This is a genomic window from Streptomyces sp. NPDC030165, assembly GCF_055573595.1.
The window spans coordinates 550,926-565,494 of sequence record NZ_JBVIBD010000002.1; the positions used below are offsets into that span (position 1 = coordinate 550,926).

13 protein-coding genes are annotated in these 14,569 nt (G+C 73.2%); 2 read left to right on the top strand and 11 right to left on the bottom strand.

The window, feature by feature from the left end; all coding sequences use genetic code 11:
• Window positions 1-17: 17 nt before the first annotated feature.
• From ACZ4Z1_RS05775 to ACZ4Z1_RS05825, 11 genes are all read right to left on the bottom strand, one after another.
• Window positions 18-2,051, bottom strand: a complete 2,034-nt coding sequence (locus ACZ4Z1_RS05775) for an NADH-quinone oxidoreductase subunit 5 family protein (RefSeq protein WP_468485280.1) — start codon at window positions 2,049-2,051, stop codon at window positions 18-20.
• On the bottom strand, window positions 2,048-2,449 hold the full coding sequence (nuoK, locus tag ACZ4Z1_RS05780) for an NADH-quinone oxidoreductase subunit NuoK (RefSeq protein ID WP_398347756.1): 402 nt from the start codon (window positions 2,447-2,449) through the stop codon (window positions 2,048-2,050). Before nuoK ends, ACZ4Z1_RS05775 begins: the two co-directional genes overlap by 4 nt.
• Window positions 2,449-3,087, bottom strand: coding sequence for an NADH-quinone oxidoreductase subunit J family protein (locus ACZ4Z1_RS05785; protein WP_468485281.1), 639 nt, complete (start codon window positions 3,085-3,087; stop codon window positions 2,449-2,451). The genes nuoK and ACZ4Z1_RS05785 overlap by 1 nt, the downstream gene beginning before the upstream one ends.
• Window positions 3,084-3,734 carry a NuoI/complex I 23 kDa subunit family protein gene (locus ACZ4Z1_RS05790; protein ID WP_468485282.1) on the bottom strand — a complete coding sequence of 217 codons (651 nt, stop codon included), beginning with the start codon at window positions 3,732-3,734 and terminating at the stop codon, window positions 3,084-3,086. Before ACZ4Z1_RS05790 ends, ACZ4Z1_RS05785 begins: the two co-directional genes overlap by 4 nt.
• Window positions 3,734-4,699, bottom strand: coding sequence for a complex I subunit 1/NuoH family protein (locus ACZ4Z1_RS05795; protein WP_031002976.1), 966 nt, complete (start codon window positions 4,697-4,699; stop codon window positions 3,734-3,736). The genes ACZ4Z1_RS05790 and ACZ4Z1_RS05795 overlap by 1 nt, the downstream gene beginning before the upstream one ends.
• Window positions 4,696-6,060, bottom strand: coding sequence for an NADH-quinone oxidoreductase subunit C (locus tag ACZ4Z1_RS05800; protein WP_468485283.1), 1,365 nt, complete (start codon window positions 6,058-6,060; stop codon window positions 4,696-4,698). The genes ACZ4Z1_RS05795 and ACZ4Z1_RS05800 overlap by 4 nt, the downstream gene beginning before the upstream one ends.
• Window positions 6,057-6,821, bottom strand: coding sequence for an NADH-quinone oxidoreductase subunit B (locus ACZ4Z1_RS05805; RefSeq protein WP_468485284.1), 765 nt, complete (start codon window positions 6,819-6,821; stop codon window positions 6,057-6,059). Before ACZ4Z1_RS05805 ends, ACZ4Z1_RS05800 begins: the two co-directional genes overlap by 4 nt.
• Entirely contained in the window at window positions 6,812-7,213 is a 402-nt protein-coding gene (locus ACZ4Z1_RS05810) for an NADH-quinone oxidoreductase subunit A (protein WP_031002969.1), read from the bottom strand. The genes ACZ4Z1_RS05805 and ACZ4Z1_RS05810 overlap by 10 nt, the downstream gene beginning before the upstream one ends.
• 226 nt (window positions 7,214-7,439) lie before the next feature.
• Window positions 7,440-8,339 carry a nucleotide-binding protein gene (locus ACZ4Z1_RS05815; protein WP_468485285.1) on the bottom strand — a complete coding sequence of 300 codons (900 nt, stop codon included), beginning with the start codon at window positions 8,337-8,339 and terminating at the stop codon, window positions 7,440-7,442.
• A 665-nt stretch (window positions 8,340-9,004) separates the two neighbouring features.
• Window positions 9,005-10,462: an EsaB/YukD family protein gene (locus ACZ4Z1_RS05820; RefSeq protein ID WP_468485286.1), complete on the bottom strand. Its 1,458-nt coding sequence runs from the start codon at window positions 10,460-10,462 to the stop codon at window positions 9,005-9,007.
• Window positions 10,463-10,558: 96 nt separating this feature from the next.
• Entirely contained in the window at window positions 10,559-11,221 is a 663-nt protein-coding gene (locus ACZ4Z1_RS05825) for an RDD family protein (RefSeq protein WP_468485287.1), read from the bottom strand.
• Between the two features lie 150 nt (window positions 11,222-11,371).
• On the opposite strand from ACZ4Z1_RS05825, the gene ACZ4Z1_RS05830 reads away from it, so the two are divergent.
• A complete protein-coding gene (locus ACZ4Z1_RS05830) occupies window positions 11,372-12,718 on the top strand; it encodes a sensor histidine kinase (protein ID WP_468485288.1) in 1,347 nt (448 codons plus the stop codon).
• Between the two features lie 285 nt (window positions 12,719-13,003).
• Complete coding sequence (locus ACZ4Z1_RS05835; protein WP_468485289.1) at window positions 13,004-14,320, top strand: sensor histidine kinase; 1,317 nt, start codon at window positions 13,004-13,006, stop codon at window positions 14,318-14,320.
• Window positions 14,321-14,569 lie beyond the last annotated feature (249 nt).

Here is a 14,569-nt window from a genome sequence, read left to right on the forward strand (position 1 = left end):
AGCGGTGTGATTCACGGTCAGGCTCCCGTGCCCGTAGCGACGAGGACGACGGCGACGGCCAGGACGAACGAGCCCGCGAGCAGCGCGCCCAGGTAGGTCTGCACATTGCCGGTCTGGGCGCGGCGGACGGCGGCCCCCAGCCAGCGGGAGGCGGTGCCCGCGCCGTGGACGTACGTGTCGACGACCTCCCGGTCGAGGAAGCGCACGAGCCGGGCGCCGGCCCGTACCGGCCGGACGAACAGCGCGGTGTAGACGGCGTCGAGGTGGAAGCCGACGGCGGCCGGGCGGTGCAGCGGTCCCAGGAGGAGCCGGCCGGGGTCGGCCGGGTCGGGGGCGCCGGCGTTGTCGCCGTAGGCCGCGGCGTGGGTGGCGATGGCGCTCTCCTCGGAGTCCGCGGGGGCGGCGTCCGGGGCCACGGCGACCGCGCCGAGCGGGACGCGGGCCGCGAGGGCGGTGGTGTGCCGCCAGGCTCCGTACGTGACCAGGGCGCCGACGAGGGCGACGCCGGTGCCCAGGACGGTGGTGGTCAGGGTCGGGGTCAGCGAGCGGCCGTCGAACCAGTCGGGGAGAACGGGGGTGGCGAGGCCGAGGGTCAGGGTGGGGACGAACAGCACCCACAGCACGGTGTTCATCACGAGCGGCTGTCTGCCGTGGTCGGGGGCGGTTTCCGGGCCCTTGCCGTGGAAGGCCAGCAGCCACAGCCGGGTCGCGTACCCGGCGGTGAGGAGGGCGGTGAGCAGGCCGGCGATCAGCACGGTCCAGCCGGCCGCGGCGGGCACGGCGGCCAGGGTGCCGGAGGCCGTCGCGTGGCTGGTGGCGGCGTGTTCGGCGGCGCCCAGGACGGCTTCCTTGGAGAAGAAGCCGGCGAACGGGGGGATGGCGGCGAGGGCGAGCAGCGCGACCGTCATCGTCCAGTACGCGTCGGGGATGCGCCGGGCCAGGCCGCGCATCCGCGACATGGCGGCGAGCGAGTTGGTGCCGGCGGCGTGGATGACCACGCCGGCGGCGAGGAAGAGCAGGGCCTTGAACGCGCCGTGCGACAGGAGGTGGAAGACGGCGGCGCCGCGGTCGCCGACGGCCAGGGCGCCGGTCATGTAGCCGAGCTGGCCGACCGTCGAGTAGGCCAGGACGCGTTTGATGTCGTCCTGGGCCAGGGCGGCGAGCCCGGAGCCGACCATGGTGGCCGCGGCCATGACGGCGAGGACGACCATCGCGGTGGCGGAGGCCGCGAAGACGGGGAGGAGACGGGCGACGAAGTAGACACCGGCGGCGACCATGGTGGCCGCGTGGATGAGGGCGGAGACCGGGGTCGGGCCGGCCATCGCGTCGGGCAGCCAGGTGTGCAGCGGGAACTGTGCGGACTTGCCCGCGACACCGGCCAAAAGGAGCAGCGCTACGAGGGTGGGATGGTCCAGGCCGCCGACGGCCACGGTCTTCAGGATGCCGGTGATGCGGAACGTACCGGCGTCGGCGGCGAGCGCGAAGATGCCGAACAGGAAGGGGACGTCGCCCAGCTTGGTGACGAGGAACGCCTTGAGGGAGGCGGAGCGGGCGGCTTCGGTCTCCCAGTAGTGGCCGACCAGGAAGTACGAGCAGATGCCCATGATCTCCCAGCCCACCAGCAGCACCATCAGGTCACCGGAGTAGACGACCAGCAGCATCGCGGCGGTGAAGAGGGAGACCAGGGCGGCGTAGGAGGGGTAGCGCGGGTCGTCGCGCAGGTAGCCGGTCGAGTAGATCTGCACGCAGCAGGCGACGACGGCGACGAGCACGGCGACAAGGGCGGCGAAACCGTCGATGTGCAGGGCGAGGTCGACGGGGACCGAGCCGGTGGGGGTGAGCCGGGTCGCGGCGTCCACCGGAGCCTTCCCCGCACCGGCGCCGCCGCCCTGGGAGACGGCCACGACCACGGCCAGCGCGGCCGCGGCGACGGTCGGCAGGATGGCCAGCGGACGCACGAAACCGGGCGCCCGGCGGCCGAGGAAGAGGCCCGCGAGGGCGCCGAGGAAGGGGAGGAGGGGTACCAGTACGGCGGTGGTCGTGGTCGTCACGCGGCGGCCTCCGCCCGGTGGTCCGGCCGCGGCCGGCCGGCGGCACCGTCCGCGCCGCCGGTGAGGTCATCGTTCGGGTCGCTGCCGTCCGGGCGCTCGGCGAGGTCGCGGAGGCGGTCCACGTCGGAGCTGCCGCGGTTGCGGTACACGAGCAGGACGATCGCCAGGCCGATGCCGATCTCGGCGGCGGCCACGGCGATGGTGAAGAGGGTGAGCGCCTGGCCGGCGTGCAGCTTGTCGCGCAGCCAGACGTCGAACGCCACCAGGTTGAGGTTGACGGCGTTGAGCATCAGCTCGACGGACATCAGGACGAGGATCGCGTTGCGGCGGGCGAGGACGCCGTACAGGCCGACGCAGAACAGGAGGACGGCGAGGACGGCGGGATAGGCGAGATGCATCAGCCTTGGTCCTCTCTGAGGCGTGCGCGGTCGGCGGGCCGTCTGCGGGAACCGGCCTGTTTGCCGTTCCCGGCCTGCTCGCTGCCGCCGGGCCGCTCGCCGTCGCCCTTCTTGCGGGAGAGCACGATCGCGCCGACGAGGGCGGCGAGGAGGAGGACGGAGAGCGCTTCGAACGGCAGCACCCAGTACTGGAACAGGCTGCGCCCGGAGGCTTCGGTGGAGCCCTGGACCGCGCCGTCCAGGTCGATCCAGGTCGTACGGAACGCGTCCGTGACGACCCAGACGAGCGCGGCGGCGGAGGCGACGGCCACGGTGAGCGCGGCCCAGCGGTTGCCCGAGTCGGCGTTCTCGGAGCGGCCGATGGGCGCCTTGGTGAGCATCAGCCCGAACAGGAGGAGGACGACGACGGACCCGACGTAGATCAGGACCTGCACCCAGGCGATGAACTCGGCGGTCAGCAGCAGGTACTCGACGGCGATGCCGCCGAGGGCGACCACCAGCCACAGGGCGGCGTGCACCAGCTGCTTGGTGGTGACGGTGACCACGGCCGCGCCGAGGGTGACGAGGCCGACCAGGAGGAAGGCGATCTCCACCCCGGTCGGGGAGAGGAAGCCGTGGCTTGCGGCGGCGAGCGTCACGCTTCCCCCTCCTGGTCCTGAGTGGTGTTCCGGGCTGCGTCCCCGGCCGCCTGCTGCGCGGCTGCTGCCTCGGCCGCCTGCTGCCGGGCCGCTTCCCGCTCGGCTGCTTCCCGCTCGGCGAGCTTGTCGGCGGCCTTGCGGGCGGCGGCGATCTCCTTGGGCTCCTCGGCCGCGGGGTCGAGGGCGGGCGGTTCCGGGACCGTCCACATCCATGCCCGGAGTTTGTCCCGCTCGTGGGTGAGGTTGTGGATGTCGGTCTCGGCGTACTCGAACTCCGGCGACCAGAACAGCGCGTCGAAAGGACACACCTCGATGCAGATACCGCAGTACATGCAGAGGGAGAAGTCGATGGCGAAACGGTCCAGGACGTTACGGCTGCGCTCCCGGCCGCCGGGGGCGGCGGGCGGCACCGTCTCCTTGTGCGAGTCGATGTAGATGCACCAGTCCGGGCATTCGCGCGCGCACAGCATGCAGACCGTGCAGTTCTCCTCGAACAGCCCGATCACGCCGCGGGTGCGCGGCGCCAGTTCGGGCTGGACCTCCGGGTACTGCTCGGTGACCGAACGCTTCGTCATCGTACGAAGGGTCACGGCCAGGCCCTTGGCCAGACCGCTGCCGGGCCAGCCGGACTTCTTCTCCGGGGCCATTACGAGATCACCACCTTGACGACGCCGGTGAGGGCGATCTGGGCGAGGGCCAGCGGGATCAGCACCGTCCAGGCCAGCTTCTGCAACTGGTCCTCACGCAGCCGCGGGTAGCTGACGCGCAGCCAGATCACGCCGAAGGCCAGGACCGCGGTCTTCAGCAGCGTCCACAGCCAGCCGAGCCCGTCGGCGCCGAACGGTCCGTGCCAGCCGCCGAGGAAGAGTACGGAGGTCAGGGCGCACAGGACGAGGATGCCCGCGTACTCGGCGAGCAGGAACAGCGCGAAGCGCAGCCCGGTGTACTCGGTGTACGCGCCGAAGATGATCTCGGAGTCGGCGACCGGCATGTCGAACGGCGGACGCTGCAGTTCGGCCAGCCCCGCCGTGAAGAAGACCAGGCCGCCGACGATCTGCCACGGCACCCACCACCAGTGGAAGGCGTCCAGGATGCCGGGCAGCGAGAGCGTCCCGGCGGCCATCGCGACGGAAGCCGCGGCGAGCAGCATCGGCAGCTCGTACGCGAGGAGCTGGGCAGCCGTACGCAACCCGCCCAGCAGCGAGAACTTGTTGGCCGACGCCCAGCCCGCCATCAGCGAGCCCAGCACGCCGACGCCCATCACGGCGAGGACGAAGAAGATGCCCGCGTCCAGCGACTGACCGACCGCGTTGTCCGGGCCGAGCGGGATGGCGACCAGCACCAGCAGGTACGGCAGGAGGGCGACGGCGGGCGCGAGCTGGAAGATCCGCCGGTCGGCACCGGCCGGTACGACGTCCTCCTTCTGCGCGAACTTCACACCGTCGGCGACCAGCTGCGCCCAGCCGTGGAAGCCACCCGCGTACATGGGGCCGAGGCGGCCCTGCATATGGGCCATGACCTTGTGCTCGGTCTGGCCGATGACCAGCGGGAAGACCAGGAAGGCGACGAAGACGGCGATCAGGCGCAGGGCGATGTCGAGGGCGTCGCTCATGGTCTGGTCCCGCCTTCTTCCGCTGCGTTGCCGGTGCCTTCGCCGGAGGTCTTACCGGTGCCTTCGTCATTGTCGGGAGTGGGGGTCGGGGCCGGGGTCGGGGCCGGGTCGGGGGTGGCTTCGCGTTTGTCGGCGGGTTTCGACTCGGTCTCCGACTCCGGCTTCGGCTCCGGCTTCGGCTCCGGCTCGTCTTCGAAGGCAGGACGGGCGTGGTGCCATGGGGCGTCGGGGGAGCCGGGGGTGGCGGGGGTGGCGGGTGTCTTCGCGGCCGGTCCGGCAAGGGTCGGCCGGTCGGCCGGCTGATCACTGGACCGGCCGGACGGCTGACCGGACGACTGCTGAGGCGGCTGGTCGGACGGCTGATCGGACGACTGCTGGCTCGCCGAGCCCTGGCTGGCGCTGCGCATCCGGCGGGCGGGACGTTCCGGCCGGGCGGCCGGGGCCGGAGCCGAAGCAGCGGCCTCGGCAGCGGTCGGCGCATCCGTGACCGGGGCGTCCGTGACCGGTGTCCGCGCGCTGTCCGCGGCGCTCTGCTGGCTCGCCGAGCCCGCGCTCGCCGTACGCGTACGGCGGGCAGGCCGCTCCCCCGCCGCCCCACCGGCCGCACGTGCACCGCCAGCCGCACGGGCACCACGGGCGGGCCGGGCCGGGGCAGGCGGCAGCTGGCCCTTCAGCGGGCCCCACTCGTTCGGGTCGGGCACACCGGGCGGCAGCATCTGGCGGCGCTTGGGCCCGCCGTGCTCGGACTCGCCCGGCTCCTTCGCACCCGGCCATGCCTTGGCGACCCGCGCGGCGAGGACGAAGTCCTTGCGCAGCGGGTGGCCCTCGAAGTTCTCGGGGAGCAGCAGGGGCTCCAGGTACGGGTGGCCGGTGAAGTCCACGCCGAACATCTCGTGCGTCTCGCGCTCGTGCCAGCCCGCGCCCGCGTACACGCCGGTGGCGGTGGGGAGGACGGCCGCCTCGTGCGGGACGGTGGTGCGCAGCACCAGGCGTCGTACGCGGCCGGGCCGGGCGATGTCGGCGAGGTGGGCGCAGACGCGGAAGCAGGTGCCGGGCTCGTCGACGGCGCTCAGCCAGTCGAAGTAGCTGCACCCGAGGTCGTCGCGGGCGGCGGTCAGCGCCGGGATCCAGGCGTCGGCGGGTACGTCGACGGTGAGCAGGTCGTACGCCTCTTCCGCGGTCGCGCCGGGGCCGAAGAGGTCGGTGGCGGGACCGGGCAGCCAGCCTACGGGCGGCGCGGGCGGGGCCTCGGCCGGCGCTTCCGCGGGCGCATCGGACGGCGTCTCCCCTGCGGGCGGGCCGGTCGGTGTCCCCCCGGTGGGCGGACCGGCCTGCGGAGCCGGAGGCTGTTCGTCGCTCACTGGTCCCCCGCTCCCTTCGGCTTCCCGGCATCAGCGGCGTCAGTGGCATCACCGGTGTCAGCGGCACCACCGGCGTCAGCAGCGGTGTCGGCGGTGGTATCGCCCCCGGACGCGTCCGGAGCCCCCGGCACCGGCGGCGTCACCAGCCCGCTGCGCAGCGCAGCGGCCGAAGGCCCGGCAGGCGCGGCGTCATTGCCGGCCTCCCCGTACCGCTCGCCCAGCGACTCGCGGGCGATCTTCTCCTGGAGCTTGAGGATGCCCTGCAGCAGCGCCTCGGGCCGGGGCGGGCAGCCCGGTACGTACACGTCGACGGGGATGATCTGGTCGACGCCCTTGGTGACCGCATACGAGTCCCAGTAAGGGCCTCCGCAGTTCGAGCAGGCTCCAAAGGAGATGACGTACTTCGGTTCCGGCATCTGCTCGTAGAGGCGCTTGACCGCGGGCGCCATCTTGTCCGTCACCGTGCCGGAGACGATCATGAGGTCCGCCTGCCGGGGGCCCGGCGCGAAGGGGATCACGCCCAGCCGGATGAAGTCGTGCCGCGCCATCGAGGCGGCGATGAACTCGATCGCGCAGCAGGCGAGCCCGAAGTTGAAGACCCACAGGCTGTAGCGGCGGCCCCAGTTGAGGACCACCTTCATGGGTTCGGGAGCCAGGCGGGCGAGCGGGCCCAGCCGGCGTCGTTCGACGGTGCCGCCGGCGGAGACGACAGGCAGTTCGGTGCCCGTCGCCGTGGCCGGCTTCGCGTTCGTCACGTCCATTCCAGGACGCCCTTCTTCCATGCGTAGAGCAGGCCGACGGCGAGGAAGCCGAGGAAGATGAACATCTCCACCAGCGTGACGCCGCCGAAACCGGGGGCGGCGAAGACCGTCGCCCAGGGGAACAGGAAGATCGAGTCGACGGCGAAGATCACGTACAGGAAGGCGTAGACGTAGTAGCGGACCTGGGTGTGTGCCCAGCCCTCGCCCACGGGGTCCACGCCGCATTCATAGGTGAGCAGTTTCTCCGGGGTGGGCACCACGGGCCGCAGCAGCCGCCCGGCACCGAAGGCCACGGCCACGAAGAGCACGCCGATCACGGCGATGAGCCCGACGACCGAGTACCCCTGGAAATAGTCCGCGGCAAGGCTGGTGCGTACGGTCGCGTCCGGCACGTCCGCCCTCGCTCCCTGACTGCTCTTGTTCAACGACTTCGACGATCTGTACGCACGGGAGTCTAGGCCCTGGCCCGTCCCAGGTGAGCAGTCGCGTCACATGGCGGGCAGCTATGGCCCGACTTCGCCCCACCTGGCCCCTTCCCTTAGCGGCCCTACGGGTCCCCGACCCCGCGGGTCCCCGACTCCGCGGCTCCTCGCCCTCAGGGACCCGCGTACGGCGGCGTCAGCCCTCGCGCTGCCTGCCCGGCCCGCGCGAGACGGCGCGGTCCATCACCTCGGCGGCGAGCCGTGCCGCCGCCTCCCGCGTCCGTTCGCCCAGCAGCTCCGTACGGACGGCACCGCCGCCGGCCAGGTGCCGGTCGTACGGCAGCGGAAGCACCGCGGCGCCGCCCGCCCCCAGGTGCTCGACGGCCTTGCGTACGTCGATGCCTCCGTCGGGCGACGTGTGGTTGAGCACGACGACGGCGGTCGGCAGCAGCCCGCGGTGCACCCCGCCCATCCACTCCAGTACGGACTTGGTCGCCAGGACGCCCTCGACGGTGGCGGGCGTCACCAGGACCCGCGCCTGCGTGGTGACCAGCGCGGTGCGCGCCACCTCGGCGGGCAGCGTCTCGCAGTCCACGACCGTGGTCGCGAAGTGGCGGCGCAGGGAGGTCATGACGATGCGGTACGTGTCGATGTCCAGCCGCGTACCGATCGAGCCCTGGCTGCCGGGCAGCAGCCAGCCGCCGCCCGTGAACGGCAGGAGATAACCGGTCAGGTCGGTGATCAGCATGGACGGGTCGACGATCTGCGCCAGGTCGGTGCTGGACCAGCGCACCTCGCGCGCGCCCAACCGGTGCGGCAGCGTGCCCAGCGCCGGATCGGCCTCCACCGCGAGCACCGGGTCCGAGCGGTAGTGCGCGTACGTGAGGGCCAGCAGGGCGGCGACCGTGGACTTGCCCGCGCCACCGCGGATGCTGGAGACGGCCAGCTGGCGGCCGGTGGTCACGGGCTGCTGGATGGTGTGCGCGGCACGCGTGACGGCCTCGGTCTCGGCCGCCGCTGACGAGGCGAACACCCGCCGCAGCACCCGCCCCGCCCTACGGGCGACGGTCTCACCGTGCCGTGGCTTGGCCTGCACACCGTCCAGCTCGGGCGGGAGAACGGGGACGGAGACGGGGGTGGGGGCGAGGGCGGAAGACGGGTGATACGACTGCGGCGTTTGCGACTGCGTATTCGCCAGGGGTGCTATGGGTGTGGCCGGACCGGCCGGGACGGACGGTGGCACCGGGGGCGCAGCCGCCATCGGGGCGGGTGGGGTCACTTGAGGCGCAACCGTCGTCGAAGCGGACGGGGTCACTTGAGGCGCAACCGTCGTCGGTACGGGCGCGGACGCTGGAGCGGGCACCGCGCCCGGCGATGCGGGCACCGCGCCAGGCACCACCGGCATGGCGCCGGGCATCGCCCCAGGAGCCATCGGCGCCGCCCCGGCGCCCACCCCCGGCGCGTACCCGGGCATCGGCGGCACCACCGGGCCCGGACCCGGGCCTGCCCCCGGGGCCGGCTCCGAATCCGTCCCCGGCCTCGGCCCCGGAGCCACCTGCCGCCCCATCTCTCGCGCCTGCCCGGGCTGCCCCGTCCACTCTGGCTGCCCTACCTGTCCGGGCTGCCCCACCCGCCCGGGCTGCCCCGCCTGTCCCGACATGAACCCTCCGCCGCCCCTTCTGGTCGGACTGATCGATCCGGTCGACCGTCGCGGCCGATCATCTTCGTCGACTGAACCGGCATTTTCGGCCGGCCGACTGGTCAGAACATGTCCAGCAGGCTGCCGTACACCCCGAACGCCCCGACGGCGACCGGAACCAGCCCCACCACACTCACCGACTCGACCAGGTTCATCAGGTGCCGCGCCCGCGTCCGTACGCGCTCCGGCGGCCGCACCGCGAGAGCCGCGAGCGGCAGCACGACCAGCAGGCTCAGCACGGTCAGAGCACCTGCCGGGTTCGCGCCGTCGGTGGCCCACAGCAGGACGAGCCGTACGCAGACCGCCGTACCGGCCACCAGCAGCGCCACGACCTCCAGGACCAGCGGGTAGGCCCGCGCCCGCGAGAACAGCACGACGCACAGCAGCACCGCGGCCGCCACCGACCAGCCGTCCGCCGTGCCGGATGCGTTCCCGGCGCCGCCGGCGGCCAGCACACCGGCCGCCCCGGCGGACGCGGCCGTCGTGACGGCGGCCAAGGTGAGCCCGCGGTGGGTGGCGCCCAGCGCCGCCGCGGCGCGCTGCCTGCCGACCGGTGTGCCTCCGGGGTGGCGATCGTCCAGGCGCGTCAGCCCGGCCGATGCCAGGGCGCGTCGGGGCAGGTGGCCCAGTACGAGGACCGAGACCACGCCCAGCGCGACACCGGTACGCTCCGGGCCTGCGACCGCCAGCACCGCCTCCCAGAGGGCGACCGCGGCCGCGACGGCCGCCGCCCCGACCAGTCCGCCGCGCCCCAGGCCCGTACAGAGCCCGAGCAGTGCGAGGACGACCGCCACCGTCAGCCCGACAGCGGCCAGGCGGGGCGCACCGCCCGAGGCCGCTCCCCAGGAGGCGAGCACGCCGAGCGTCCCGCCCACCAGGAGCAGCGCGGTACCCAGTGCCCTCCTGGAGAGCAGCGCGCCGACTGCCGCACCGCCTCCGGCCGCGGCCGACGCGGCGAGGGCGAGCCACAGTCCGGCCCGGTCGAAGCCGAACCCGTACCGGTCGCCGGCGAACAGTCCGGTGCCGGCGGCGAGCAGCACTGCGGCCACGACCGCCGCCCACGTCCGGCTCCGCTCGTCCCACCGCCAGGGCAGCCCGGTGTGCCCGACCTGCTGCCCGATGCCCCCGATGTCCCCGCCGGATCCGCTGCGTCCGCCGTATCCGCTGCGTCCACTGGGCCCGCTACATCCACTGGGCCCGCTGCGTCCGCTGCGTGCGTCGTGCTCGCCGTACGCGGCCGGAGTCTCCGGCGTGCTCCGCTCCCGCACCAGCCGCAGGGCGGACCCGTCCGCCACGTTCGCAGAAGCAAGTGTTTCGCTCAATGCGAGCACGGCTCCGCCCGCCGTCACCAGACGGCATGTCAGCGGCTCGTGCTCCGCCCGGTCGCCGACCGCCCGCAGGATCTCGGGCAGCAGCGCGCCGACCGGCTCATGTGCGGGCAACACCAGATCGACCCGCCGCCGTTCGCCCGCCAGCACCACCCGTCGCAGCGTCACCCGCTGCCCGGCCTCAGCATTCATCACACCGACCACGCCCCCGTACTGGAACCGGAACCCACCCCACCGCACCGCATCGCGACACGATACGACCCGCCCTCCCCGCCAGGAACCGCCCGCCTACACGCGCTTGACCACCACAGTGCCGGCCACCTTGTCGTGCAGGCACTGGCGGAACGGTTCGTCCCAGCAGCACCACAGCACATTGAGCAGCCCCAGGAACGGCACGAATCCCATCGGGAACACCACGGCCCAACGCCCCAGCGCCTGCCCGAAGGACAGCCCCGCACCGTCGCTCAGCCGGGCGATCCGCATTCCGCAGATCCGCTTGCCGAACGTGCCGCCGTACTTCCAGTTCATGAACGGCTCGTAGAGCAGCACCCCTATGACCAGGGCGATCCCCAGGAGGGCCGTCGGGATGCCCACCCCGGCACCGCGCGGCAGCACGGCCTGGGCGAGGCCGATCACCGCGATCACGACGAGGACCGCGCCGAATTGGAAGAGCGCGTCCAGCGCCCGCGCCCCGAGCCGCGCGCCCTGGCTGGCCAGCATGCCTATGGGCGGCCCGCCCGCCTGCGGTGCCCCGTACGGGGGGTACCCCTGCTGTCCCGGCGCCCCGTATCCGGGTGCCTGTCCGTACCCGTACGCCTCATAGGGCGGTTGTTGCCCATGGGGCGGCTGCTGCCCGTACGGTGCCTGCTGTCCGTTCGGCGGCTGCCCGTATGGTCCTTGTTGTCCGTACGGATTCTGCTGCCCGTACGGTCCCTGCTGGTACTCACTCATGTCGCAGATCCAAGCTGCCGTGTCCGCCTTCGCACAAGCCGCACCCGTCGCGGCCTGCGTTGAGCGAGGCGGCGGGGTGAGGAAAACCCCACCTCCGGTCACCGACGTTCCCCATGGTCACTACGGGTGGTGACCGGCAAGCTAGGGCGTATGACCGCACGTTCCGCTCACGACCGACGCCACGATCACCTCTCCGGTCACGGCGACGGTGGGCCCCTGCCGCCGCCGCGGGCCGCGCTCGCCCCCGCGACCTGGCGGGAGGTCGTCCACCTCCTGACCGACCTTCCGCTGGGCGTCCCGGCCTTCGCCGTGCTGACCGTCTGGCTGGTGGCGGGGATCGGGCTGTCCGTCACCGTCGTCGGGCTGCCGCTGCTCGCGGTGGGGCTCCTGGTGTGCCGTCAGTACGGCAAGCTGGAACGCGCCCGCGCGCGGCGCCTGCTGGGCGTACGGGTGGCCGAACCCACCCCGCTGCACACGGCGGGCAACGGCTTCTTCGCCTGGCTGTGGATGCGCCTGAAGGACCCGGTCGGATGGCGGCACGCGCTGTACGCGTTCATCCGGCTGCCGTGGTCGATCCTGACCTTCCCGCTGACGATCGTCTCGTTGTTCCTGCTCTGGCCGGCCCTGCCCTGGATCGCGCGCGGGCTGACCAGCATCGACCGGATGATGGTGCGCGGCCTGCTGTCGCCCTCGGACGAGCTGGAGCGGCGGATCGCCGAGCTGAAGACGGACCGCGCGACGGTCTCCGACACCGCCGCCGCCGACCTGCGCCGCATCGAACGTGACCTGCACGACGGGGCGCAGGCCCGGCTCGTCGCCCTGGCGATGGGGCTCGGCCTGGCCAAGGAGAAGCTGCTGGAGGACCCGGACGCGGCGGCACGGATGGTCGACGAGGCGCACGGCGAGGTGAAGCTCGCCCTCCAGGAATTGCGCGACCTCGCGCGCGGCATCCACCCGGCGATCCTCACGGACCGCGGGCTCGGCCCGGCCCTCACCTCACTGGCGGGGCGGTGCACGGTCCCGGTCACGGTGGAGGTGGACGTGGCGCAGCGGCCCGCGCCGGCGATCGAGGGCATCGCGTACTTCACCGTCTCGGAGCTGCTCCAGAACGTCTCCAAACACAGCGGCGCGCGTGCGGCGCGGGTGGAACTGTGGCGCGCCCAGGACCGGCTGCTGATCCAGGTGCAGGACGACGGGCGCGGCGGTGCGCGGTTGGACGGCGGCAGCGGGATGGCCGGGCTCGCGGAACGGCTGGGCTCGGTGGACGGGGTGTTCGTCCTCGATTCACCGCCCGGCGGGCCGACGCGGGTCACGGCCGAGCTGCCGTGGCGGGACCGGTCGGGGGAGGAGGGCGGACGCCAGGCCGCCGGGAAGCGCGTGGCGACGGGTACAGGGACGGGTACGGGACCGGGTGCGGCAGCGCGCGGCGGGAAGGCCCGCAGGCGGGACAAGGGGCACCGGGCGTCTCGGCGGAAGGGCGTGGGCACCGGCGGCTGACCGGCACAGTGTCCCCGGGACGCGAACGGAGGGGGGGGCGGCGCCGGCCGCGGGACGCGAACGGAGGGAGCGGCCACCGTGGGACGTACGCGGGGGTGGGGAAAACCCCAGGGTGAAGACTGCGCTTTCCCTCATGGTGCGGGCGGCGCCGAGCGCGGAGGCTGGAGGTAGTCGGCAGAGCCGGACGCAGCGGGTCTGACGGCGGCAGCAGCTGGACATCGCCGAAGGTGCGCAAGGGCACCTTCGGCAAGCCGACCCGGACCTGGCAGAACGGACGACGACACCATGGACACCGCCTACGGACGCCCTCACCCACCAGCCTCTCGCGTGCCGGTGGCGCTGCGCGCCCCGTTCTCGGGCCGTACGTGGCGGGAGTTCCTCTACCTCCTGCTGAGCTTCCCGGTGGCCTGCGTGATGTTCTGCTACGCCGTCACCATGGTCTCCGTCGGCGCGGGCCTGCTGATCACGTTCCTGGGCATACCGGTGCTCGCCGGCGGGCTGATCGGCTGCCGGGGATTCGGAGTCCTGGAGCGTCTCCGGGCGCGCGCTCTGCTGGACCTGGACGTGGACCATCCCGAGCCGGTGCGTGCCGCCGAGCCGGGGATGATGAGCTGGGTCGGCGCGGTCCTCAAGAGCGGCGTCTCCTGGCGCCACCTCCTGTACTCGATACTCCACTTCCCCTGGGCGGTCTTCGCCTTCTGCTTCTCGGTGACGTTCTGGACGGTGGGCTGGTCCATGCTCCTCTACCCGCTGTGGCAGTGGACGTTCCCCGCCTACCTCGACCAGCCGGGCATCCAGCTGTGGGGCGACGGCCGGGGTGACGGCCTCTACCTCGACACCCCTCCCGGCATAGCGACAGCCAGCGCGATCGGCCTGCTGACGGTCCTGGCCGGGCCGTGGGTGATACGCGGGCTGACCCACGTGGACCGGGTCCTGGTGTACGGGCTGCTCGGCCCCTCCCGGCTCGCCACGCGCGTCTCGGAGCTGGAGACGGACCGCGGGGTGGTCGTGGACACCGCCGCCGCCGACCTGCGGCGCATCGAGCGCGATCTGCACGACGGCGCGCAGGCCCGGCTGGTGTCACTGGCCATGGACCTGGGCCTGGCGAAGGAGAAGCTGGCCGAGGACCCGGCGGCCGCCGCGAAGATGGTGGACGAGGCGCACGGCGAGGTGAAAGTGGCCCTGCAGGAGCTGCGGGACCTGGCACGCGGCATCCATCCCGCGATCCTCACGGACCGCGGACTGGGCCCGGCCCTGTCGGCTCTCGCCGCCCGCTGCACCGTGCCGGTCAAGGTCTCCGTGGACCTGGACCACCGCCCGGCCGCGGCCATCGAGGGCATCACCTACTTCACCGTCTCGGAGCTGCTCCAGAACGTCTCCAAGCACGCCCGGGCGAGCAGCGCCACCGTCGACGTCTGGCGGGTGGCGGACCGGATCATGGTGCTGGTCGGGGACGACGGGCACGGAGGTGCGAGTACGGAAACGGGCAGCGGGCTGGCGGGCCTGGCCGAACGGCTCAGCGCGGTCGACGGCCTTCTCGTCATCGACTCCCCGCCCGGCGGCCCGACCACCATCACGGCAGACCTCCCCTGGCGCGCCTGACACGCCCGGACACCGGGCGGACCGAGGCGCCCGCCCGGGCCGCCCAGGCACGGCCGACGCGCCCGGACCACCGGGGCCGCCCCGCCCCGCCCGGACCGCCCGGACCCGCCAGACACGGCCGACCCGCCCGCATCACCGAGGTCGCCCGGCCCGCCCGGCCCGCCCAGACCGCCCAGACCGGACCGCCCAGACCGCCCAGACCGCCCGGACCGCTTAGGCGAGGCTGACGTGACCGAAGGCTCCCCCGCC